A 22,193-nucleotide genomic window follows, 5' to 3' on the forward strand; every position below is an offset into this window, starting at 1 on the left:
AGAGCTAAAGTGAGATTCAATTTTATTCCTCTGTATCGACTGATACGTCATGTACTCCCCGTTGTTATACTTTTTTCTTTGTTTCCCGTCGGCTTTGGTGATTCTCTGTCTGTGGTGAATGCCGCTTCATTACAACCTGTTAATTCGGACGCTTCTACTCAGGCCCGTGAACTATACAATTATTTACTCAGCATCTCTGGAAAGAAAACAGTCACTGGTCAGCATGATTATTTGGAAAGTCCAGATGAATTAAGCAACAAGGTCCAAAAAATCAGCCAGGCGTATGTGGGTCTGCACGGCTATGAGATGGGAGCCATCTCTGGTCAATCCGACACTACAGAAGCAGCACAACGTAAAAATGTTGTCGATAGCGCTATTCGTTGGAGCAGAGCTGGTGGCATTGTGACGATGACTTTTCATGAAGCGTTGCCGGGTAGACCGCTGACTTGGGCCAATGTGCAGGCGAAAGTAAGTCAGGCGGAGTTCAATAAATACGTGACACCAGGCACTACGCAGTATAACCTCTTCATTGCCGATCTGGATAAGGTCGCTGTATCGTTAAAGCAGCTTCGTGATGCAGGTGTTCCAGTATTGTGGAGACCTTATCATGAAATGAATGGTGACTGGTTCTGGTGGGGAAACAAAAACAATTTCAATCAGCTATGGAATATCATGTACGACCGTTTTGTAAACACGCATCAGTTGAACAATCTGCTGTGGGTGTGGAGTCCCAATGCTCCCAATTCCTACACTGTCCCGTATACCCCGAAATATCCGGGGGATGACAAAGTGGATATTTTGGCAGTAGACATCTACAACAATGATTTTAAGCAAAGTCATTATGAAGGACTGCTCGGGTTGGCACGGAATAAGCCGATTGCCATTGGCGAGCATGGTGAGATGCCTAGCTCTGAGGTGTTGCAGGCACAGCCCAAATGGGTGTATTCCATGACTTGGGGCAAGATGCTGACTGAGAATAACACAACCAATCAAATACAGGATTATATGAACGATTCGAGGAGTTTGACACGGGATGATGTGAAAAATGGGCTGGCAGCAATCCAACAACCTGGGGCAGATGTGCCGACTTTACCGGATGAGGGACAAAGTGAGCCTATCCCGGTTCCGCCAGTAGTAATCGTACCTCCAGCTCCGACTCCTCCTTCTGTTCCTGATGTAGTATATGTGAACGGGCTGCGGGGCGAATATTTTAACAATATGAATGTGAACGGCAGTCCTGTTTTGATCCGTACAGACAGCAAGCTGGATTATAACTGGCGCGCCGTTGCTGCTGATCCCAAGGTAAATGCCGACCAGTTCTCGGTTCGCTGGACAGGTAAAATCAAACCACAATACAGCGAGACCTATACATTTACAACGATATCCGATGATGGTATTCGCGTATGGGTAGACGGCAAGCTGGTGATTGACAGTTGGTTCAAACAAAGCTGGACAGAGCGTAAAGGCAGTATTGCTTTGGAAGCAGGTAAAATGGTAGATCTAAAAGTGGAATACTATGATGAAAAAGGCGATGCGATGGCTCGTCTGATGTGGGAAAGTCAGCATGAAGCGAAAGCGGTGGTTCCCGGAAACGCTTTGTTTCTTCCTTGATAGATACTCTTTCCCGGTCATAAATTTTGAGGAGAGAGGGTGTATCATATGATGAAAAAATGGTTGACCCATAGGTATACGGTCGTATTATCCGGATTACTAGGTGTCGCAGCTCTAACCATGATCGCTTGGTTTATATACACGCCTTCAAAAAGTGCAGAATTGCAGACGGATAAGGTAGCGGCGGCCAGTCCAGTATGGAAGCTGGGCCAGAGGGATGACTCTTCAGCTGAATTTAAAGGAGTGGTCGGTAGGGATAATATCGAAATTTCTGGAGCAGCAGCTTCTACTGAATCCTCTGCTAAAGGAACATTCTCGGCGTTGTCGGAAGCAGAGAGTACAACAGTTCCGGTATTGCTCAGCAGTGGAGATATTCCTCCAGGTTTGAATGCATCCACGAATCCAGAACTGTCACTTCAGTATAAACTGAATCAGGTTCCTCCCAATGGTATGATATTCCGTGTTCGGATTTTGGATGCGGGCAAAGCGGTGCCGCAGATGGCTGTCTTTTCAAATCACCAGCTGTCTGGAATTATTCAGATTGCCGGGGTATCCGGTACTGGGAGTACCTATAACTTCAAAAATAACTACGAGCTGTATATCCCCAAAGAACAATTGCAAAGCGGTGTTAACGTACTCAAGCTAAAGACAGCGCGCTGCCTATACTGCTCCTCTGCAGAAGATAAAAATGTGTGGTGGACTTGGGATGACTTGAGCTTGGAGACGTTAGCTTCCCCTGCGGCCGAACCAGTACATGGGAAATATATACTGACCGGTACGAATGTGAATAATAAAGAATTTTATTATGATCAGGGTGCAGTTAAGCATCTACCTTACGTTCTCAAATGGCTGGGAATTGCTTATAGTGGCAACGTCATGAGGGTAACTTGTGCCAGTAATGTAGGCAAGGCATGCACAGATGTGGATGATTACTATCAAACGTTAAAGCAGTATAATATGCAATCGTCTGCTTTGTATCTATACACAGGTGATATCAAGCTGCAAAAAGACGGTGCTCTGCCAGAGACGGCCAAGCAAAAGTTGCGTGATTATGTAAAAAAATACGGTTCATACCTTCAATATTATGAAGTAGATAACGAACCTGGATTGTTTAACCGTTCCAAGGCGGTAGACCTGGCTGTGGCTAAGTGGTTGAATACGGAAGGCAAGCAATTGGCACCGCATCTCAAAACCGTAGCGCCGGGTTGGGCCTACTGGCCGACATACTCTACCAAGGCGTGCAAAAATCAAACCGGAGGTACGCAAAAATGCGGTGATCCGGATGGATGGGAACGGGACCCGGCGCAGCGTAAACAGCTGGAAGAAGTCACCGACCTGACCAACGGACATGCCTACGGTGAATCGTATAATGAAGAGGGCGGGGGCAGCTTCGTTCAGAATTTGAAAACCTTCGGTGGTTCGAGCAACGGACTGGCGAAAAAGATGCTAAACACGGAGTTTGGTACTAACGATACGCATCGAGACAATCCTGATTACGGGGCTAGTCAGCCACAAGCAGCTGCATTCGATCGGATTATGCGATCGCAAATCGGGTTTGCCGATATGTTTATCCAGCACGCTGCTTTTTATAAGGATTATACGCTGTTTAAAACGGGCTTTGATCTGCAAAGTCACAACCCGGCTAACACGGAAATTTATCCGTTTGGGCAAGGACAGGACACTCGCGTTAAGATCATGAGACGCTTGAGTCTAGCGTATGCTACGCATGGTAAACCGCTGACTTATACCATACTGAATCCAGAGGAGACGAAGGATAAGATGGTCTATGTTCGCGCGGTGGATACATCCAAGCTTAAACCACTGTCAGGTAGCGGCGCTACCTCGAACAAATTGCTGGTGAACCTAGTGAATTTTGAATCCACAACGCAGACCGTTCGTGTGCGGGTAACGATGCCGAAAGCTGGCTTGTACACGGGGGAACGTTTCGGAGCGGGTTCCACCTACTCTCAGGCGCAGCGATCCATATCAGGTCTCAAGGCTTCTCCTGCCCTTGATTTCGAAGAAAAGCTGGGTCCTGGCGAATCGGTACAATATATTTTGGAACTAAAAAGTACAGATCAAACCACGGCCTCTGCCCCAACAGAGGTAAAAGCAGCCTCAATTCAGGATGGGGCGGTAAAGATTAATTGGCTTCAAGCAGAAGGCATATCATCCTATGATGTGCTGCGTGCTGACCGTACAGACGGTGCCTATCAGGTGATTGCCTCGCAAGTAGAAGGAAGCACGTATACGGACCGCACCGTAAAAGCTGGAAGTCATTATGTCTACAAAGTCCGAGCGACCGGAGGTACTCAGGTTTCTCAGGCAGCCGAGGTTGCTTAGTTACACCGGAATGCATATAGGACCTTACCTCATGAATATCTAACATCATTCCGAAAGAAAGCAAAAAAGAACCTATCAGGAGAAAATAGGACCTGACAGGTTCTTTTTTATTTGTAAATCGTTCTGAATTGCCAATACTTTACGTATAATGGAGAAAAAAATAAGAAAATCCTTTTATATTCTCGTCATAAGACGACAACATTGCAGGTATGTATTCATATATAATAGTTTTGTTCATGACTATACATACATGGTTTGTAGGGAATTTCTTTCCGGTGACCAAGACTAATAAAGTGAGGTTAGTGCTGAATGAACAAGGAAACAGAATTAGGGGGGAATGGCCCTCTTCTTCGAGACAACGCACGGAAAGCAGGCAAAGCAGCCATCCACTTGGACATCCGGAACATTTTGCTCCAATGTGGGATCACGACACCAGAATGGCTGGAGGGCGATGCTGATAGAACGAAGTACCGGAAAGACAAGCGCGTGTAATTTTCAGTTGCTGGTCCTACTTGAGCAAAACATCAAGCAGCGGCGCGTTCCTTATTCCATCATTCGTTCCATTCGAACAAACGCGATAAAACGTTTGGCTTCTTCCTCAGACAAGGTGCGTCCGTCAATCGTCAGGTTAAAACGTTGCAGGATATTCTCGTCGGACAGTTCAAGCTGATCCACAAATTCCCTCACATCTGAATCCAATATTGCTGTCGGGTGGCTCGTACGTCCCACCAAATAATCGATGGTTACCTCGAAAATATCAGCGAGCTTGGTCAGGGTCTCAAAGTCTGGCTTGCGTCTATTTTTTTCATAGTGAGAAAGAGCCGCCCGCGTAATTCCGAGGGATTGCGCTAATTCCTCTTGTTTTAGTCCCTTATGTTCTCGTAATTCAGCGATGCGGGTTCCATAATTCATCTGTTTTTCCTCCTGAAGGCAAGGTTAAGAGAGGTAAGAAAAGCAATTTTGCGCTTGACAAGATACAATTTGTATCATAAATTAATTATGTAAGTTACATAACGTATCTGTATTTCATAGTTTTCACTGATATCTTCATTTATATACCCTTAAGAGGCCAACGATGATTGAGCATTTTGTGCTTATTCGCTGGCTAGACCTTCTATGCGCTATTATACAACATTTTACTATAGATTAGAGGGTCATGCATCGTTCTTTTCCCCGTCATGCAGAGGATCAGTACAAGCGTTATTCATCGAAAACAAGTCAAGCAGGGAGGACTGGTCTTGTGCAGTTGAAAGAGTACATCCGTTTGATCCGCAAAAGAATGTGGTTGATTGGTAGCATTGTACTGCTGGTGTGTACTGTAGTAGGCATAAAAAATGTATATTTTACCCCGCAGGTTTATGAAGCTACCGCCAAGCTCATTATTAATCAGACGCCACGACCGGACCGTGCAGGTGTCGTCGATTACAGTGTGGTGCAAACCAACATAGCCTTAACGAACTCCTATAAGCAAATTATGATCTCCTCGGCGATTATGGACCAGGTGGTCGCCAGCTTCCCCGATCTTAAGGTTACTCCGTCAGCTTTGGCGCAAAAATTGAGAGTGAACACCGCAGGTGACTCACAGGTCATGGATGTAACAGTCCGCGACTTGTCGTATACAAAGGCTGTGAAAACCGTCAATGCGGTAGCCAAAGTATTCAAACGGCAAATCCCCTCTATCATGAAAATGGACAATGTCACCATCCTAAGCGAAGCCAGCCTGAATGATCCAGCAGTTCCCGTGAACAATAATCCCGCTATACAGATTTTTATTGCTTTTGCCATTTCTTTATTGCTGGGAATAGGCTTGGCGTTTTTGCTGGAGGTATTGGATGATACATTTAAAAATGAGGAAGATATTGAAAAAGAACTTGGTCTGCCTACCCTATCCCTGATTACAAAAATGAAAAAAGAAGATAGACGCTCTGACAGCTCTACTACAACTCCTAAACAGGTAGGTGAGGGACAATATGCCGCGATTAATCAATAATCAGCTCGTTACATCCTTGCATGCTCAGTCTTCCGTGTCGGAGGAGTACCGCATGCTCCGCACTAACATCCAGTTTTCTTCTATAGACGAGCCGATTGAGGTGATGATGGTGGCGTCCGCTCAGGCGGGTGAAGGCAGAACAGTCACGATTAGCAATTTAGCTGTAACCTATGCACAAGAAGGAAAAAAGGTGCTGGTTATGGACATGGATTTGCGTCGGTCCTCCTTGCATCATATGTTTGGTTTGCGCAATCATACAGGGCTTACACGGGTACTTGCCAATCAACAGACATGGCAGGATGTGGTTCAGGAAACCGGGATTGATCATCTGCATGCGATCACGGCTGGACCGAATCCACCCAATCCGTCCGAGATGCTCAGTTCCCGTAGAATGAAGGCTCTACTAGTTGAGCTCAAAGAACATTATGATGTGATTCTGATGGATACGCCACCCCTGCTGTCTTTTCCGGATGGCCTCATTGTAAGTGCCATGTGTGATGGTGTCATTTTGGTAGTGCAGGCAGGGAAGGTCAAAAAGGATGTCGTTAAGAAGGCGAAGGCAAATTTGGAAAGAGTAAAGGCCCGCATTTTGGGTGTAGTGCTCAATAACGTGAAGCGCCGCGCCGAGCGTGGTGTGGAGGAACGCAATCTGACATGAATAAATCGGGGGAAATAAGAGTATATAAAATTCTTTTAACAATGAATAAATAATATTTATCAATAAAGAGTGAGGTGATGAGACGTGTCTTCTTCCCGCTCGAACAAGGCCAAAGTGCTGAGCGCGTCAGTAGATGTATATTCGGTCGCTCATGGGCTTGAACGACGACAAGGATGGAGCGTATATCCGTTCGTGAAGCGAAGTATGGACATTATACTGTCTTTTATTGGAATCATCGTACTGTGCCCGGTATTTCTGCTCGTCATTTTGTTGATCAAGCTGGAGGACCCCAAAGGAAGTGCATTATTTTATCAAATCCGTATTGGTAAACATGAGCGACCGTTTCGCATGATCAAATTTCGTTCCATGGTGTCTGATGCCGAGGCCAGATTGTCTGCATTGCTGGTGGAAAATGAAATTGAGGGTGCGATGTTCAAAATGCGGGACGATCCCCGAATTACCCGTGTGGGCCGCTTTCTTCGCAGAACGAGCATCGACGAACTACCGCAACTCTTCAATGTACTGCGTGGGCATATGAGCCTTGTAGGACCCAGACCCCCATTGCCAAGAGAAGTTCATGATTACACCATGAGGGATAAGCTGCGTCTGACGGTCACACCGGGCTGCACCGGACTATGGCAGATCAGCGGTCGTAATCATCTAAGCTTTGACCAGATGGTAGAACTGGATTTGGAGTACATATCTAGACGCAGCTTCCGCACGGATATGATCATCATGCTGAAAACATTCCGTGTGCTGCTGGGCTCCAAGGATGCATATTAAAGTCATTTTAACAAAGAGGGGTAGGAGAGAAGGATGGAGTTTCATTCCAACATTTATGTAGCAGGGCACAATGGACTGGTAGGTTCCGCTATTGTCCGAGCGCTTCAGAAAGCGGGATATCGTCATATTATTACTCGCACAAGCCGTGAACTGGATCTGCGCAATAAAGAGGCCGTAGATCATTTTTTTGATACAGAGCCCGTGGATTATGTATTTCTGGCAGCAGCCAAGGTGGGCGGGATTTTGGCCAATAACGAATATCCGGCTGATTTTATCCGTGACAATCTGCTTATACAAACCAATGTGATTGATGCGGCATACCGGAAGAATGTAAGCAAGCTGTTATTCCTAGGCTCTACATGTATCTATCCCAAATTTGCTCCACAGCCGTTGCGAGAAGAATATCTGCTTACAGGTGAGCTTGAGCCTACCAACGAGGCCTATGCGGTTGCTAAAATTGCCGGGATCACAATGTGTCAGTCCTACAACCGTCAGTATGGAACCCGTTTTATTTCGGTGATGCCTACGAATTTATATGGTCCGGGCGACAATTTTGATCTCCAAACCTCTCATGTGCTACCTGCGCTGATCCGCAAGTTTCATGAGGCTAAGCTGAATCAATCTCCGACTGTAGAAGTATGGGGCTCCGGTACGCCTCGGCGAGAATTTCTTCATTCGGATGATTTGGCTGATGCCTGTCTATTCCTGATGAATAACTATGAGGGAAATGAGATTGTAAATATTGGTGTGGGTGAGGATATTTCCATCCGTGAGCTAGCTGAACGAGTCAAAAATGTAGTCGGCTATGAGGGCGAAATTACTTTTAATACTTCCGTTCCTGACGGAACGCCGCGCAAGTTGGTAGATGTATCTCGGATTTCCGGGCTGGGCTGGTCGGCGCGTATTTCACTAGAAGAAGGATTAAGGTCTGTATACCAGGCATTTCAAGGTCTGGATCTGGTTGAACAATAAATAACGGTGGGGGAATTGGAATGAAAAAAGCGCTGATCACTGGGATTACCGGACAAGACGGGTCTTATCTGGCTGAGTTGCTGCTGTCCAAGGATTACGAGGTGTACGGGGTGCGCAGACGAACCAGCACACCGAACTTTGAAAATGTAGCGCATATCCAGAATGACATTCACTGGCTTTCTGGTGATATGACCGATCTGGCTTCGCTGATCGAAGCCGTCCGTCAGTCCAACCCGGATGAAGTCTACAACTTGGCTGCTCAATCCTTTGTAGCGGCCTCATGGCCGCAGCCCTTGGCTACAGGGCAAATTACAGCATTATCTGTCACCAATATGCTGGAGGCGGTTCGAATTGCCAAGCCGGAGGCGCGCTTTTATCAGGCTTCAAGCAGCGAGATGTTCGGTAAGGTACTGGAGACGCCGCAGACAGAAATGACCCCGTTTTACCCACGTAGTCCTTATGGTGTCGCCAAGGTGTACGGCCATTGGATTACAGTCAACTACCGCGAAAGCTTTGATATGTTTGCTTGCTCCGGTATATTGTTCAATCACGAATCGCCCCGCCGAGGGTTGGAGTTTGTAACACGCAAAGTGTCGGATGCAGTAGCTCGTATCAAGCTGGGATTGCAGCAGGAGCTGCGTATGGGGAATTTGGATTCCCTGCGAGACTGGGGTTTTGCAGGGGATTATGTAAAGGCGATGTGGCTGATGCTTCAGCAGGATCGACCAGATGATTACGTGATTTCCACGGGAGAAATGCATTCTGTGCGTGAACTGCTGCAAATTGCTTTTTCTCATGTAGGTTTAAATTACGAGGATTACGTCGTGATTGATCCGCAATTTGTTCGACCGGCAGAGGTAGATCTATTGCTTGGCGATTGTGCCAAGGCGAAGGAAAAGCTGGGCTGGCGATTGGAAGTCGGCTTCGAGCAGCTTGTTCGTATGATGGTGGATGCAGATTTGGAGCGTGTAAAAAGGCAGGCTGCAGTCGAAGCTTCTGTCGTCGTGTAAGAGGTGGAGAGGCCACCCGCCTGGCCGGGGGGTCTCTTCGTTGTACATGATTTCAGCTGTATGACAGCTCAACAGATCATAAGGCAATGCTTAAGGTCATTTTTCAAGATGGAGTAGAACATATGACATTAGTCAAGAAACGTGCCAAACCGCGCAGAAGTTTGCTGGTGAATACATCCTGGCTGTTCGGTGACAAAATGATTCGCATGGTATTCGGGCTGGCGGTTAGCATCATCATGGCGAGAGTGTTGGGACCAGAGGAACTGGGAAAATGGAATTATGCGGAATCCTTTTTCGGGATGTTCCTGATTTTCACGACCCTTGGCTTTGATTCTATATTAGTACGCGATCTTGTCAAACACCCTAAGGATGAGCACGAGCTATTGGGTACGGCGGTTCTGCTGAAGTTGTTAGGTACTTTGGTAGCCATTGTACTGTCCTATTCCTTTATTTCACTGCTCAGACCGGAAGACAGTTCAGTACGGTTAATTAATCTGATTCTGGCTACGGCCTCGGTATTTCAGTTGTTTGATATTATCGACTACTGGTTTCGTGCACAGATGTTGTCCAAATATACGGTTGTTGCCAAGAATACCGCCTTTGTCCTCGGTTCCACCGTCAAAATCATTCTATTGTTGTCCGGTATTCCAATCTGGGCAGTGGCGTTGTGTGCTCATGGAGAGTTTCTGCTGGGAAGCCTGCTGCTGCTGTATTTCTTCCATAAGGAAGGACGGCGTGTGAACAAGTGGACGTTCCGCTTCACAACTGCTCGGCGAATCATGAATCACAGCTGGCCGCTTATTTTGTCCTCCTCCGCTGTATATGTACAGGCACGGATTGATCAGGTCATTATCGGTGAATTGTTGGGAAACGAAGCAGTCGGGCAATACTCCGTTGCACTCCGACTCATCGAGGTGCTGGGCTTTATCCCGGTGGTGCTAACGACAGCCTATGCCCCGGTGGTGACGCGTTCCAAGCAGAAAGGAAGCGACGAATACAGACGGACGTTGTCTAACGTGTATCGGCTGATGTTTATATGCTTTCTTGTGACATCAGTCCCCTTATTTTTTCTATCCCAATGGGTAGTAGTTGTGCTGTATGGGAGAGAGTTTGCTGAAGCAGGCTCGCTGTTGTCATTGTTTGCGATTCGTCTATTTTTCACCAACTTTAGTGTCGCCAAAAGCTTGTTTATCACCAATGAAAATTTGTTCAAATACACGTTGCTGACCTCGGTAATAGGTGCGGTTACGAATATCGCCTTCAATTACGCGCTGATCCCATGGCTTGGGGTTAGAGGGTCCTTAGTGGCGACGATATTGTCCTTTACGATATCTGTATTTCTAATGGATTTGTTGTTTAAGGAAGTCAAAGCCAATTTGGGTTGGATGATGAAGTCAATCCTGACCTTCTGGCATGTTCATATTACAGTACCGAAAGTTGGAGAGAACAATCATGATACCGATTAAACCATTTGTTCGGCATGAGGAACAGTGCCCGCATTGTGGAGACACGTTACGTGGGGGAGAGGTACTGTGGCAGGGAATCCACGTATGTGTCAGTACTAAGTGTGAGGGTTGCGGACGTGAATATCTTGAGGATATGAGGGTCGGTCATGCGACGTATTCACCTTATCGTGTAGAAATGCCTGACTATATCCTGACCGGTGATGCGAAGTCAAGAAAATGGCTCGGAGAGCCTTTGCGGCAATCCTTGATGAATCCTTCCTATGATTTAGCAGTCGGTATGACCGTGCATAAAAAGAAAGCTTCTTCGCGTGTGATCATTGTCAACACCATAGATTATTTGTATGGTCATGCGTTGCTTAAGCTGCTGAATGTTCAGCGCGAATACGAGCAATCACCGGAAATGGGGATCATCGTTATTGTGCAAAAGTCGCTGGAGTGGATGGTGCCGGCATATGTGTCTGAAATTTGGACGGTCGATGTGCCGTTCAGCAAGGCACGAAACTTTTATCCTCTGCTACATCATCGGATGATTGAGGAATTGATACGTTTTGATGAGGTGTATGTCAGCCCGGCATATTCACATCCCAGCCAGTTTGAAATTGAGCAATTTACAGGGGTCTCCCGTTATGACGAGGAAGTTGAGTCGGATCCACGCATCACCTTTGTATGGAGGGAAGACCGTTTGTGGAGCGGTAGCTATCATATTGCCAGAGCGGTGCAAAAATTCCCACAGCTCAAACGTGGCCTGAAACCGCTAATTTATCACCAACGCAGCAAAATCATTGGACTGTTCCGCAGACTGAGAGAAAGCTTTCCTGATCATCGTTTTACAGTTGCGGGACTTGGACGCACGGGAAGCTTCCCGGCATGGATTTCTGACGAGCGCGTCTCACGCTTCGATCGGGATAGTGAAATGCGGGTATGTGAGGTGTACGCAGCCAGCCGATTAGTCATTGGCATTCACGGCTCCAATATGCTGCTGCCTTCTGCACATGCAGGTATGACGATTGATTTGATGCCTAAGGACCGATGGGGCAATTATGCCCAGGACATTTTATTTCACGAAACGGATCATCGGCTTACAGCCTACAAATATCGCTTTGTACCGATGGAATCGAGCGTGACTTTGGTAGCGGATATGGCAGCCGCCCAGCTTAAAGGGGCAGACCATTTTAATATGCAGATGATGGAGGAAAGACAGCGGCAGGGGGAACATTCAAGTTGGAGGGGGAAGGCCGCTTCGGGCAGGGCTTGATCTTGGAGCGTCTATTGTGGATGGAAGCCCGCTGCGGGATGGGTTTGATCTTCCGATCGCTGTTGACGTGGGATTCCTTGGTTTGAATAAGCCCTATAGAGGGCGGAATCCCACGTCAAAGGCGAACGCTGACGCTTCTCCAGATTCAAACCCTTACCCTCCGCTATCCACCGCCGCCCAAAAGAATTTCCCCCATCCTATAAGGTGGGGGAGGTAAAAGTCACCCGGCGATAGCTACGCCCTATCGCCGCGAACTTCACACCGAGCATGCAACCGGTGTAATTAATGCTCTGCTTAGTTCTCTCTCAAGGCGAAAGAACTTGGTGAATAGTACTCACGGCAAGCCACAGTCAAGCCTAGTTAAAGCATCTTGCTCAGCTTAGCGGTAGTATAGCCATGCTTGCTTGTGAGCGTGCCATAACGTGCCAAGCTTACAAGTTGTTTGACGAAACAACGCCCTGTATGTATTCGCACGCGTACATCGCGCAGCGATGGCACTTCATGCCCAGCATTCCCTTTTTTAAGATGGGGTGACTTTATGGAAACGGCGGTCAGCAGCGGAGTGGTCCATTTGAATCTGAAGAAGCGCTAACGTTCGCCTTTGCAGTGGGATTCCTACCTCGTAATGTTTTATATATCCAGGAATCCCACTGCAACAGCGATCGGAAGATCAAATGGAGCGTGCAGCGGTCTCTGAACCCCGCATGCCATAATTCACCCAATATGAAATGGCAGGAGTACTGATGATGATTCCAAAAATATTGTATCTTCGCAACTTTGCCAGCAAGGTGAATGGAGCCTCATACAATTTGCAGGAAGTCGGCTTGGGTAAAGCGCTCGTCCGTAAAGGCTACGATTGCGATATTGTTTACTACAATGATCGTAAGGAGACCCATCTGGAACAGGTCTACCGCCACGCAGGCTGCACCTTGCGCATTATCTGGCTGCACGGGTTCAAGTTCTTAAGCAACAGCATCTACAGAGATGTTCTCAAAGATTCTTTTCTGGCAGCTTATGATCTGGTCATTACTACAGAATACAACCAGATCATGACCTACCTGCTTTCCCGTAAATGTCCCGATAAGCTGGCGCTGTATCACGGTCCATACCGAGATAATACGCATGCGCTGATCCGCAAACTGTACGATGTTATGCTGCTGCCTAAGGTGACAAAGTCTCTACGCCGAACCTATGTCAAATCCGATCTTGCCAAGCGCTATCTGGAGAATAAAGGCTTTGACAACGTGATAACGATTGGGGTCGGACTGGATCGCAGCAATGTAGAGAGAGGATTCAACAGTGACGACAACAGTGGAGCGCGCGAGGAAAACCGTGAGGTTGCGAATGAGCTGCGTCGGATCGGAGATCGCCCGGTGCTGTTGTATGTCGGTGTGCTGGAGGAACGGAGAAATATACGTTTTATGCTGAGTACGTTCAAAAGAGTACTCCAAAAGCATCCTGGCTGCCTTTTGTTAATGGTTGGGAATGGACGGAAGATAGATACGGATCGTTATTGGGCATATGCCCAGCAACTGGGGTTGACGGATAGAATTATACATTTTCCAAGAGTGGAGCAACGTCATCTGTGGCAGATTTACGGAGCAGCGGATGTGATGCTGTTTCCGACCCAATACGATATTTTTGGCATGGTACTGCTGGAAAGCATGTTGTTCCGCGTCCCGATTATTTCTTCGGTGAACGGTGGCTCGGTTACCTTGATTGAGGACGGAGTAAGCGGAGTGATGCTGAGAAGCTTTTCGGAAGAGGAATGGGCTGGCCGTATAGGCACGTTGCTGGAGGATGCTGAGCTTAGACAAAGCCTAGCCGAGAAAGCATTTCTTACGATCGAGCGTATGTCGTGGGATCGGATTGCAGATGAAATCGTAAGCCAGCAACGGATCAAACCCATGAGCTCCAATCACGCTATGCAATCAACACAGGAAAGTGGGGCGGCCACGTGAGTCAACAGGTTAGCAGACGAATGACCCCGCCTGTAAGCAAAGTACTGATCATCCATAACTTTTATCAGCAAAGTGGGGGAGAAGACAAGGTTGTCGAGCAGGAATCGGCTATGCTGCGTTCCAGAGGAATAGAGACGGAGCATTACTATGTGCATAACGACAGCATTCAAAGCAAAGGATTGGCCAACATGGCAAAGCTGGCGGTAGAGGCAACCTGGTCCTTCCCAGAATTCAAAAGGATCAAAGGGTTGCTTTTGCGAGTGAAACCGGATGTGGTACATGTGCACAATTTTTTCCCGGTCATATCCCCTTCGGTCTATCATGCCTGTGAACGGCTGGGGATTCCGGTTGTCCAGACCCTGCATAATTACAGGCTGATCTGTCCGGCGGCAACCTTTATGCGAGGGAATGAAGTTTGTGAAAAATGCCTGCACGGCACGCTGCTGCACTCCATCCGTCATGGATGTTACCGAGGCTCGCAGCTGCAGACGATTCCGGTGGCGGCGATGATTAAGTTCAACGAGCTGATCGGCACATGGCAGCACAAGGTAAGTCGCTATATTGCGCTGACGGAGTTTGCACGGGACAAATTTGCCGAAAGCGGCATTCCGCTGGACCGCATCGCAGTAAAACCGAATTTTGTCCATCATCAAACAGTGAAAGCCAAGTATGATCCCAATGATCGTTATTTGTTGTTCGTGGGGCGGATTTCAGCTGAAAAAGGGGTTCGCAATCTACTGCAAGCCTGGTCACAGCTGGAAGATCGGGGCGGATTGAGACTGGTCATCATTGGAGAGGGTCCAGAAAAGGCTGAACTGGCGGCTGCTCATCAGCAGGAAGATATTCGGTTTCTCGGCAAGCAAGATGGAGACACGGTGCTGGACTGCATGAGCCGGGCCATGTATGTGATGGTGCCTTCTATTTGGTATGAAGGTTTTCCGATGACGATTGTAGAGTCCTATTCCGTGGGAACGCCGGTATTGTGCAGCCGAATCGGCGCATTGGAGGAAGTTGTGGAGGACGGGGTGACGGGTTTCCATTTTCAACATGATGATCTGGAAAATATTAAGACCGTGATTCGCCGTGCAGTAGCCTATGAGAACTATGCGGCTATGAGACAGAAGGTGGCGGAAAACTATGCTGCACACTATACGGAAGAAGTGAATGTGAAGCAACTGCTGGCGATATATAGCGAGGCTATGGAGGAATGCGATGATGAAGCAGCTGCCCCAGTATAGAGTCGGAAGGATTGCGAGCACAGATGTTGCAGCGCTGACGTTTCAGGAGACGGTACATACGCTGGAACAATGGGCAGTCGGACGAAAGGACAGCTATGTATGTATTTGCAACACCCATTCCATTGTCACGGCCGGGAATCAGCCCGAGTTCCACGAAGCGCTCACTCAAGCTGATTTGTGTACTCCAGACGGTATGCCACTGGTATGGGCGCTCAAGCTGTACGGATTCGAGCGTCAGGATCGAGTAGATGGCCCCAGTTTGATGCTCAAGTTGTGTGAACGTGCGCCACAGACGGAGGTGAGCGTATATTTTTACGGCAGTACGCCGGATACGCTGGATAGCTTAAAAGACAGGATAGGACAGGATTACCCTGGAATTCGTATCGCGGGCAGCTTTTCACCGCCATTTCGTGAACTGCAGCCAGATGAGGAGAAGCGGATCATTGAGGAAATCAATGCCTCAGGTGCGCATATCATATTCGTCAGTCTGGGCTGCCCCAAGCAGGAAGTCTGGATGCATCGCAACAAAGATCGTATCCGAGGCGTGATGATTGGAGTAGGGGCTGCCTTTGACTATATTACAGGTAAGGTTCGCAGGCCGCCGCTAATGATACAAAGGCTGGGACTGGAGTGGCTGTACCGTCTGATCTGTGAGCCAAAGCGTTTGTGGAAGAGGTATGCCTATAACAATCCAATGTATATCTATCGTTTTCTCAAATCCTATCGACATAATAAAAGGCTCACGCTCTATCATAATCGGCATACAGGGAGAGGCATAGAGAAGTAAAGCGGGGCAAAAGTACAGTGAAATAAGACAGCATGTAAAAAGGGGGAATTGCTTTGAAGCTATGTGTAATAGGTGCCGGGTATGTCGGACTGGTGTCAGGGGTCTGTTTTGCCGCGCTTGGCAATACCGTCGTCTGTATCGATCAGAATGAAGATAAAATTCGGCAGTTGCGTGCAGGCGGGGTACCGATTTATGAACCAGGCTTAAAGGCTCTAATTAAAGATAATGTGGAGCAGGGACGGTTGAGCTTTACAACAGATACCGCAGCTTCGGTGCAGGCAGCTGATATTGTTATTTTGGCGGTAGGTACGCCTTCATTGCCGAGCGGGGAAGCCAACTTGTCCTATATTGAAGAAGCAGCGTGCGAGGTGGCAGATGCCATGAATGGCTACAAGATCATTGTTACCAAAAGCACGGTGCCTGTCGGAACGAACGAGCGTATTCAAAATTGGATTGCTAGTCGCACGAACTATCCTTTTGGTGTTGCTTCGGTTCCTGAATTTTTACGAGAAGGCTCGGCGGTCATGGATACCCTACAGCCAGATCGAATCGTCATTGGAGCTTCCGATCCGCATGTATCCGCAGTACTAACTACTCTGCATGAGCCGCTGACCACGAATATCTTAACCACGGATATCCATTCGGCCGAGATGATCAAGTACGCGTCGAATGCTTTTTTGGCGACCAAAATTTCGTTTATTAATGAGATTGCAAATATTTGTGAAAAAGTGGGTGCAGACGTTACACGCGTGGCACACGGTATGGGGCTGGATCAGCGGATCGGTTCCTCCTTTTTGTCTGCTGGCATCGGCTATGGGGGTTCGTGTTTTCCCAAGGATACGCAGGCTTTAATTCAAATTGCAGGCAACGTGGACTATGAATTTAAGCTGCTGAAATCCGTGGTGGAGGTGAATCAGGGACAACGTTTTAACGTGATTCGCAAGCTGAAAGAGGCACTGGGTGAGCTGGAAGGAGCTACGATTGGCATATGGGGGCTGGCATTTAAACCGAACACAGATGATGTAAGAGATGCCCCGGCACTGGATATTATGCAGTCGCTGTTGGAGGCAGGGGCGCATATTCGTGCATATGACCCGATTGCTACTGCTAACTTCCGCCGATTGCTGGACAGCCCGGAAATAAAGTGGGCCGATAGCGCGCGGGAAGCAGCAGAAGGATGCGATGCATTGTGTCTTTTGACGGAATGGGAGGAGTTTGGTGAGGTCGGACTGGGTGAACTGAATGAGCTGATGAAGTATCCCATTATGATTGACGGGCGCAATGTGTATAGGGAAGAACAAATTAGACAATCTGCCTTTGCATACTATTCTGTTGGCAGACCACAGATGAACAATCTGGATATAGATCGTCATCAGTCTGTAGTGAATCCGTAAAGGGAGGCTGACTATGAAACGATGGCTGAAGATGACATTGGGGACTGTGGCGTTATTGGTTGTAGGAGGTGCTGCCTATACCGTCTATGTGTATCATTCCTTTAAAACAGCGGCTGATGCGATGTATCATCCGCGCAGCATCGTGCAGCCCGGAGTGGTCTCTACCCTTGCGACAGGCGGAGCAGGGCGCTCCGCAGGAACAAACACTGGAACAAGTACACCCAATCCGGCAGCCATCTCTCAGTTTAAGCCGTTCACCGTGCTGGTGCTGGGTGTAGATCGGCGACCGCACGATCCAGGACGATCCGATACGATGATCGTTCTATCTATGAATCCCGCCAAGGGTTCGATGTTAATGTTCAACATTCCGCGTGATACACGAACAGAGTTGATCGGTAGAGGGCGTGAGGACAAAATCAATCACGCGTTTGCTTTTGGGGGCGTGGATATGTCGATCCGTACGGTAGAGCATTTTTTGAACCATCCGATAGATTACTATGTACAAATGAATATGGAAGGGTTTGCGAAAATGGTGGATCTTGTGGGGGGAGTGGAGGTCTACAATCCACTTGATTTTCAGTATGAGGGGCATCATTTTGCGCAGGGGAATTTGAACTTGAACGGAGCAGAAGCATTGGCCTATGCCCGTATGCGATTTGATGATCCGCGTGGAGATCTCGGGAGAAATGCTCGCCAGCGAGAGCTGCTCAAGCAAATTCTTGCCCAGTCCATCAGCAAGGAAGGGCTGTTGCGAGTAAAACCGCTACTGGAGGCAGCGGGGGAGCAGATTCGCACAGACATTACCTTTGATGATATGACGACCTTTCTGACCCGGATCGGCCCGTCCCTTAAGCAGATGGATACCGTTGAGGTGAAGGGACATGGGAGCAAAATCAACGGCGTGTATTATTACATCGTAGATGAGCAGGAACGCCAACGTATCCATGGAGTGCTGGAGAAACATTTGGTCACCACTTCTGCATCGCCTTAGACATCCCTTATGCAGGCAAATGTCCTATAGGGAGGACCCGCTATTCTCTTCTAAACTCACCTTGTCCTACATACATCTGTAGAGTATTCGGTATAGTCCAACAGAGGGAGGGACATATGTGCTGCTTAGAAGGAGAGCGGCTTCGGCGTTCGTCCGTAAGCTACTGTATTTTGCAATCCTATGTGGATTGCTATGGCTGCTGTGGATGGGTCTGCGTGGGGTGATGTCTACGGGGGAAGGGGATCAAGCCGTAGAAGCGCTGAACGAGTTCTACACAATGGAGCAATCGGGGAATTTTGGCGGCTCCTGGGAGCTTTTTCATTCACAAATGAAGAAGAAATTCGAGAAGTCCACGTATGTACAGCAGCGTGCGCACGTTTTTATGCAGGATATGGGGACGGATACGTTTACGTTTGAACTGGGGGAGCCGCAGGCTGAATATGACATTCGTACCGATCCGAATGGGGAAGATTTAGGGAAGGTTTACCGTATTACGGTCACTCAGCATTACAAGACCCGATTCGGTAATTTTGATATCGTACAGCCTTGTTATGTGACGCAGGAAGATGAGGAGTGGAGGGTGCTTTGGATATACAAGGAAAAGGAACAGACGTGATATGGTGTTCCCAAAGGTGTTTCTGAAAGGATAAATATGGTACAATACTTCCAAAACCGGAAATGTACAGTAAAATGGATGACAGCTTCACTCCGGATGGAAGGAGTTTCATAGCATGCAGCAAGCGACAGGGCAGGTTCCCGTCATACGTATGGAGGGTGTGAGTAAAATCATTTCCTCAAAAGCGATCGTGGACAATCTGACACTGGAGGTTCCGGCCGGACAGGTATTTGGTTTTCTCGGACCCAACGGTGCGGGAAAAACGACCACCATTCGTATGATGGTTGGCCTGATTTCGATCAGCAAGGGTGATATTCATATTTGCGGAGACAGCATCAATACCGATTTTGAAAAGGCTGTTTCCCATGTCGGTGCGATTGTTGAGAACCCGGAGATGTACAAGTTTTTGACAGGCTATCAAAATTTGCAGCATTTTGCGCGCATGTCTCCAGGGGTGACCCAAGAGCGTATAGATGAAGCGATTCGTCTGGTGGGACTCGGAAACCGAATTCACGATAAAGTCAAAACCTACTCGCTCGGGATGCGACAGCGACTCGGAGTAGCTCAGGCGATTTTGCATCGTCCGAAGCTGCTCGTGCTGGATGAGCCGACCAATGGCTTGGACCCGCAGGGTATTCGTGAACTGCGGGATTATTTGCGTCAATTAACCCGTACGGAAGGAATTACGGTGTTTGTATCGAGTCATTTGTTATCCGAAATGGAGCTGATGTGCGACCGCGTGGCTATTATTCAGAGCGGACGGTTGGTCGATATTAAGCAGTTGAAGAATACAGAGGGAGAAGTGCAGACGGCGGAAATTGCTTTTGAAGTCAATGATGCCGAGCAAGCTTATACGCTTGCTGGAGCAGGGCGCGTCGAAGGCAATCAACTACTGCTTCACCTGGAGCGGGAACAGATTGCAGAGATGAACAGTCTGCTGGCTGCAAATGGAGTCAAGGTGTACGCCATTAGCCCGGTTGCCCGTACGTTGGAAGATCAATTTTTGGAAGTGACGGGAGGCGGGTCCATTGGCTGATTTCTTCAAGCTGGTACATAATGAAAATCTCAAAATCTACTTGCGTGTGCGCACATGGATCATGCTGGGGCTGCTGGCAGTCATCACCGCTGTGATTCCGATGCTGATTTCTCTGGTTTCCGATCAGGTCAGTGTGTGGGATGGCATCGCATTGACAACGTTATTTACATTTTTCCTCAATACGACGTTTACGGTCATTGTAGCTGCTGATTCGGTGGCTGGTGAATTTACATGGGGAACGATTAAGCTACTGCTCATTCGTCCTTGGACTCGCAGCAAAATTCTGTTGTCCAAGTATATATCGGTGATTTTGTTCAGCTTGCTCGGAACGATCGTTTTGGTTTTGATGGTTACGCTGTCCTCCTGGCTGATGTTATCGAAGGATGCACCAGCGGGCTCTGTTCCGCTGTTCAGTGATCCGGTATCTTACGTAACGCTGAACTTTTTGTATAGCTATATCGCCCTATTCGTGACCATGGCTTTTGCATTTATGTTATCTGCGGTGTTTCGTTCGAGCGCCTTGGCGATTGGTTTGTCTTTGTTTATGATGTTCACCAAAACAGTGTATAACTCGATTGGTTTGTTCAGCACAGATCGTTTTGAATGGACCCAATACGTACTCTTTACGCATATGGATCTGAAAAAATATCTAGATATGCCGCCGGGTACAGTAACTTCCGATCTAACCTTTTCGCTCACCGTGCTGGCTGCTTATTATGTGGTTTTTATCGCAATTGCCTGGGTGGTTTTCGTAAAACGCGATGTTTCAACCTAAACACGTATCTCTTAGAATGTGTGATTTAATCATACGAGGATTTTGGCAAAATGCTAAGATCACAAAAAGGAAGTCCAATGCCTAGCCATTTGGACTTCCTTTTTTGCTACATATTCTGTAAGTGTGGGTATATTGTAATCTATTTTCAGCAAGAATCAATCAATAGGGTCGGTTTGCGTTTAAAGAAGTAGAGAGAAACAGAACAGGGGGCGCATGATATGCTGCAAAATAATCGTTTTTTTCGTCTGACTTCAGGAATCGTCATGCTATTGCTCATCATTTACTTGGGCACCAAAGTAAGCTTTATATTCAGTCCTCTCGTATCCTTGGTCAGCCTGCTGATAGTACCGCTGATGCTATCTTTTTTCCTCTATTATTTATTGAGACCGATCGTAGATGTCATGGAACGAAGAAAAATCAAACGATCGATTTCCATATTACTGATTTATTTGGTCATTGGCGTGTTACTGTTCCTCTTCTCATGGGGAGTATGGCCTACGCTCCGTGATCAGGTGACCAATTTATTTGAGAATGCGCCGAAGCTCATTAAAAGTCTGGTTGATCAATTAAGCCAATGGCGGCATAATCAATCCTTGAGACAAGTGCTGCCTCCGGGTGAAGACCCGCTGTCACAACTGTCAGATACGTTAAACGAAGCTTTTTCAACGCTGTCAGATTATTCGGTAAAGCTGGTATCGTTCGTATCCTACTTTTTTATCGTATTGGCTACCTTTCCCATATTGCTCTACTACATGCTGAAGGAAGGAAGCAAGTTTGGTCCTAAAATGCTCAACTTCTTTCCTAAAAAATATCATAAGGACGCGCTGGAAGTGATGGAGGATATTGATAGTGCACTCAGCAGCTTTATCGTCAGTCGAGTGCTGATCAATGTCGCGTTGGGCTTGATGATGTTCCTTGGATTTTTGATTATTGGTTTGCCTTATGCTTTGCTACTTGCCGTTATTTCGATTTTCCTTAATTTTATTCCCTATGTGGGGGCAGTAGCTGCTTCTATACCTGTGGTTATCATTGGATTTCTCGAATCGCCTTCCATGGCGCTCTGGTCGCTGGTGGTGGTGATCGTTGCACAGCAAATTCAGGATAATTGGCTGTCACCGATTGTCTTTGGCAAGCAACTGGACATTCATCCGTTGACTGTCGTCATTTTATTGCTAGTTGGTGGCGATCTACTTGGGATCTTGGGTATCATTTTGGTTATTCCATTGTATATGTGTGGCAAAATCGTCATACGCAAGGTATACCATTTATTTTTGGAACGCAGAGTGGAGGATATTATGGAGTAAATG

At 47.5% G+C, this 22,193-nt stretch carries 20 protein-coding genes; 19 read left to right on the plus strand and 1 reads right to left on the minus strand.

The window, feature by feature from the left end; all coding sequences use genetic code 11:
- Positions 1-9 precede the first annotated feature (9 nt).
- The 3 genes from PPM_RS05860 to PPM_RS05870 all read left to right on the plus strand — a co-directional run bounded on the left by PPM_RS05860 (position 10) and on the right by PPM_RS05870 (position 4,446).
- Positions 10-1,611, plus strand: a complete 1,602-nt coding sequence (locus PPM_RS05860) for a glycosyl hydrolase (protein ID WP_013369827.1) — start codon at positions 10-12, stop codon at positions 1,609-1,611.
- Between the two features lie 48 nt (positions 1,612-1,659).
- Positions 1,660-3,954, plus strand: a complete 2,295-nt coding sequence (locus PPM_RS05865; RefSeq protein ID WP_014599535.1) for a hypothetical protein — start codon at positions 1,660-1,662, stop codon at positions 3,952-3,954.
- Positions 3,955-4,263: 309 nt separating this feature from the next.
- The gene (locus PPM_RS05870; protein ID WP_013369830.1) at positions 4,264-4,446 is read left to right on the plus strand and encodes a hypothetical protein; all 183 of its coding nucleotides are present in this window, start codon (positions 4,264-4,266) and stop codon (positions 4,444-4,446) included.
- 51 nt (positions 4,447-4,497) lie between these two features.
- Here the strand turns inward: PPM_RS05870 and PPM_RS05875 are convergent, their stop codons facing one another.
- Positions 4,498-4,866, minus strand: coding sequence for a helix-turn-helix domain-containing protein (locus PPM_RS05875; protein ID WP_013369831.1), 369 nt, complete (start codon positions 4,864-4,866; stop codon positions 4,498-4,500).
- 328 nt (positions 4,867-5,194) lie between these two features.
- Between PPM_RS05875 and PPM_RS05880 the strand changes: the two genes are divergently transcribed.
- The 16 genes from PPM_RS05880 (at position 5,195) to PPM_RS05955 (ending at position 22,190) form a co-directional block, all read left to right on the plus strand.
- Positions 5,195-5,944: a YveK family protein gene (locus tag PPM_RS05880; protein WP_013369832.1), complete on the plus strand. Its 750-nt coding sequence runs from the start codon at positions 5,195-5,197 to the stop codon at positions 5,942-5,944.
- Positions 5,925-6,602, plus strand: coding sequence for a CpsD/CapB family tyrosine-protein kinase (locus PPM_RS05885; protein ID WP_013369833.1), 678 nt, complete (start codon positions 5,925-5,927; stop codon positions 6,600-6,602). The genes PPM_RS05880 and PPM_RS05885 overlap by 20 nt, the downstream gene beginning before the upstream one ends.
- An 84-nt stretch (positions 6,603-6,686) precedes the next feature.
- Positions 6,687-7,385, plus strand: coding sequence for a sugar transferase (locus PPM_RS05890; protein WP_013369834.1), 699 nt, complete (start codon positions 6,687-6,689; stop codon positions 7,383-7,385).
- Positions 7,386-7,418: 33 nt separating this feature from the next.
- On the plus strand, positions 7,419-8,357 hold the full coding sequence (locus tag PPM_RS05895) for a GDP-L-fucose synthase family protein (protein WP_013369835.1): 939 nt from the start codon (positions 7,419-7,421) through the stop codon (positions 8,355-8,357).
- Positions 8,358-8,377: 20 nt separating this feature from the next.
- The gene (gene gmd, locus PPM_RS05900; protein WP_013369836.1) at positions 8,378-9,367 is read left to right on the plus strand and encodes a GDP-mannose 4,6-dehydratase; all 990 of its coding nucleotides are present in this window, start codon (positions 8,378-8,380) and stop codon (positions 9,365-9,367) included.
- Between the two features lie 122 nt (positions 9,368-9,489).
- A complete protein-coding gene (locus PPM_RS05905) occupies positions 9,490-10,833 on the plus strand; it encodes a flippase (protein WP_013369837.1) in 1,344 nt (447 codons plus the stop codon).
- Positions 10,820-12,088 carry a hypothetical protein gene (locus PPM_RS05910; RefSeq protein ID WP_014599536.1) on the plus strand — a complete coding sequence of 423 codons (1,269 nt, stop codon included), beginning with the start codon at positions 10,820-10,822 and terminating at the stop codon, positions 12,086-12,088. The genes PPM_RS05905 and PPM_RS05910 overlap by 14 nt, the downstream gene beginning before the upstream one ends.
- Positions 12,089-12,834: 746 nt before the next feature.
- A complete protein-coding gene (locus PPM_RS05915) occupies positions 12,835-14,049 on the plus strand; it encodes a glycosyltransferase family 4 protein (protein ID WP_013369839.1) in 1,215 nt (404 codons plus the stop codon).
- Entirely contained in the window at positions 14,046-15,287 is a 1,242-nt protein-coding gene (locus PPM_RS05920) for a glycosyltransferase family 4 protein (protein ID WP_014599539.1), read from the plus strand. The genes PPM_RS05915 and PPM_RS05920 overlap by 4 nt, the downstream gene beginning before the upstream one ends.
- On the plus strand, positions 15,262-16,074 hold the full coding sequence (locus PPM_RS05925; protein ID WP_013369841.1) for a WecB/TagA/CpsF family glycosyltransferase: 813 nt from the start codon (positions 15,262-15,264) through the stop codon (positions 16,072-16,074). Before PPM_RS05920 ends, PPM_RS05925 begins: the two co-directional genes overlap by 26 nt.
- A 53-nt stretch (positions 16,075-16,127) precedes the next feature.
- A complete protein-coding gene (locus tag PPM_RS05930; protein WP_013369842.1) occupies positions 16,128-17,468 on the plus strand; it encodes a UDP-glucose dehydrogenase family protein in 1,341 nt (446 codons plus the stop codon).
- A 13-nt stretch (positions 17,469-17,481) separates the two neighbouring features.
- Positions 17,482-18,459, plus strand: coding sequence for an LCP family protein (locus PPM_RS05935; RefSeq protein ID WP_013369843.1), 978 nt, complete (start codon positions 17,482-17,484; stop codon positions 18,457-18,459).
- Between the two features lie 118 nt (positions 18,460-18,577).
- Positions 18,578-19,075: a hypothetical protein gene (locus tag PPM_RS05940; protein WP_013369844.1), complete on the plus strand. Its 498-nt coding sequence runs from the start codon at positions 18,578-18,580 to the stop codon at positions 19,073-19,075.
- Positions 19,076-19,190: 115 nt separating this feature from the next.
- The gene (locus tag PPM_RS05945) at positions 19,191-20,111 is read left to right on the plus strand and encodes an ABC transporter ATP-binding protein (RefSeq protein WP_013369845.1); all 921 of its coding nucleotides are present in this window, start codon (positions 19,191-19,193) and stop codon (positions 20,109-20,111) included.
- The gene (locus PPM_RS05950; RefSeq protein ID WP_013369846.1) at positions 20,104-20,886 is read left to right on the plus strand and encodes an ABC transporter permease; all 783 of its coding nucleotides are present in this window, start codon (positions 20,104-20,106) and stop codon (positions 20,884-20,886) included. Before PPM_RS05945 ends, PPM_RS05950 begins: the two co-directional genes overlap by 8 nt.
- Before the next feature lie 218 nt (positions 20,887-21,104).
- On the plus strand, positions 21,105-22,190 hold the full coding sequence (locus PPM_RS05955; protein WP_013369847.1) for an AI-2E family transporter: 1,086 nt from the start codon (positions 21,105-21,107) through the stop codon (positions 22,188-22,190).
- Positions 22,191-22,193: the final 3 nt, after the last annotated feature.

The sequence above is a fragment of the Paenibacillus polymyxa M1 genome (genome assembly GCF_000237325.1).
Taxonomy (GTDB): domain Bacteria; phylum Bacillota; class Bacilli; order Paenibacillales; family Paenibacillaceae; genus Paenibacillus; species Paenibacillus polymyxa_C.

What these genes read in the sequence shown, in the direction of transcription:
- PPM_RS05865 (WP_014599535.1), top strand. Translation starts at nt 1,660, where the DNA reads ATGATGAAAAAATGGTTGACCCATAGGTATACGGTCGTATTATCCGGA.
- PPM_RS05870 (WP_013369830.1), top strand. Translation starts at nt 4,264, where the DNA reads ATGAACAAGGAAACAGAATTAGGGGGGAATGGCCCTCTTCTTCGAGAC.
- PPM_RS05875 (WP_013369831.1), bottom strand. Translation starts at nt 4,866, where the DNA reads ATGAATTATGGAACCCGCATCGCTGAATTACGAGAACATAAGGGACTA.
- PPM_RS05885 (WP_013369833.1), top strand. Translation starts at nt 5,925, where the DNA reads ATGCCGCGATTAATCAATAATCAGCTCGTTACATCCTTGCATGCTCAG.
- PPM_RS05895 (WP_013369835.1), top strand. Translation starts at nt 7,419, where the DNA reads ATGGAGTTTCATTCCAACATTTATGTAGCAGGGCACAATGGACTGGTA.
- gmd (WP_013369836.1), top strand. Translation starts at nt 8,378, where the DNA reads ATGAAAAAAGCGCTGATCACTGGGATTACCGGACAAGACGGGTCTTAT.
- PPM_RS05905 (WP_013369837.1), top strand. Translation starts at nt 9,490, where the DNA reads ATGACATTAGTCAAGAAACGTGCCAAACCGCGCAGAAGTTTGCTGGTG.
- PPM_RS05910 (WP_014599536.1), top strand. Translation starts at nt 10,820, where the DNA reads ATGATACCGATTAAACCATTTGTTCGGCATGAGGAACAGTGCCCGCAT.
- PPM_RS05915 (WP_013369839.1), top strand. Translation starts at nt 12,835, where the DNA reads ATGATTCCAAAAATATTGTATCTTCGCAACTTTGCCAGCAAGGTGAAT.
- PPM_RS05925 (WP_013369841.1), top strand. Translation starts at nt 15,262, where the DNA reads ATGATGAAGCAGCTGCCCCAGTATAGAGTCGGAAGGATTGCGAGCACA.
- PPM_RS05935 (WP_013369843.1), top strand. Translation starts at nt 17,482, where the DNA reads ATGAAACGATGGCTGAAGATGACATTGGGGACTGTGGCGTTATTGGTT.
- PPM_RS05945 (WP_013369845.1), top strand. Translation starts at nt 19,191, where the DNA reads ATGCAGCAAGCGACAGGGCAGGTTCCCGTCATACGTATGGAGGGTGTG.
- PPM_RS05955 (WP_013369847.1), top strand. Translation starts at nt 21,105, where the DNA reads ATGCTGCAAAATAATCGTTTTTTTCGTCTGACTTCAGGAATCGTCATG.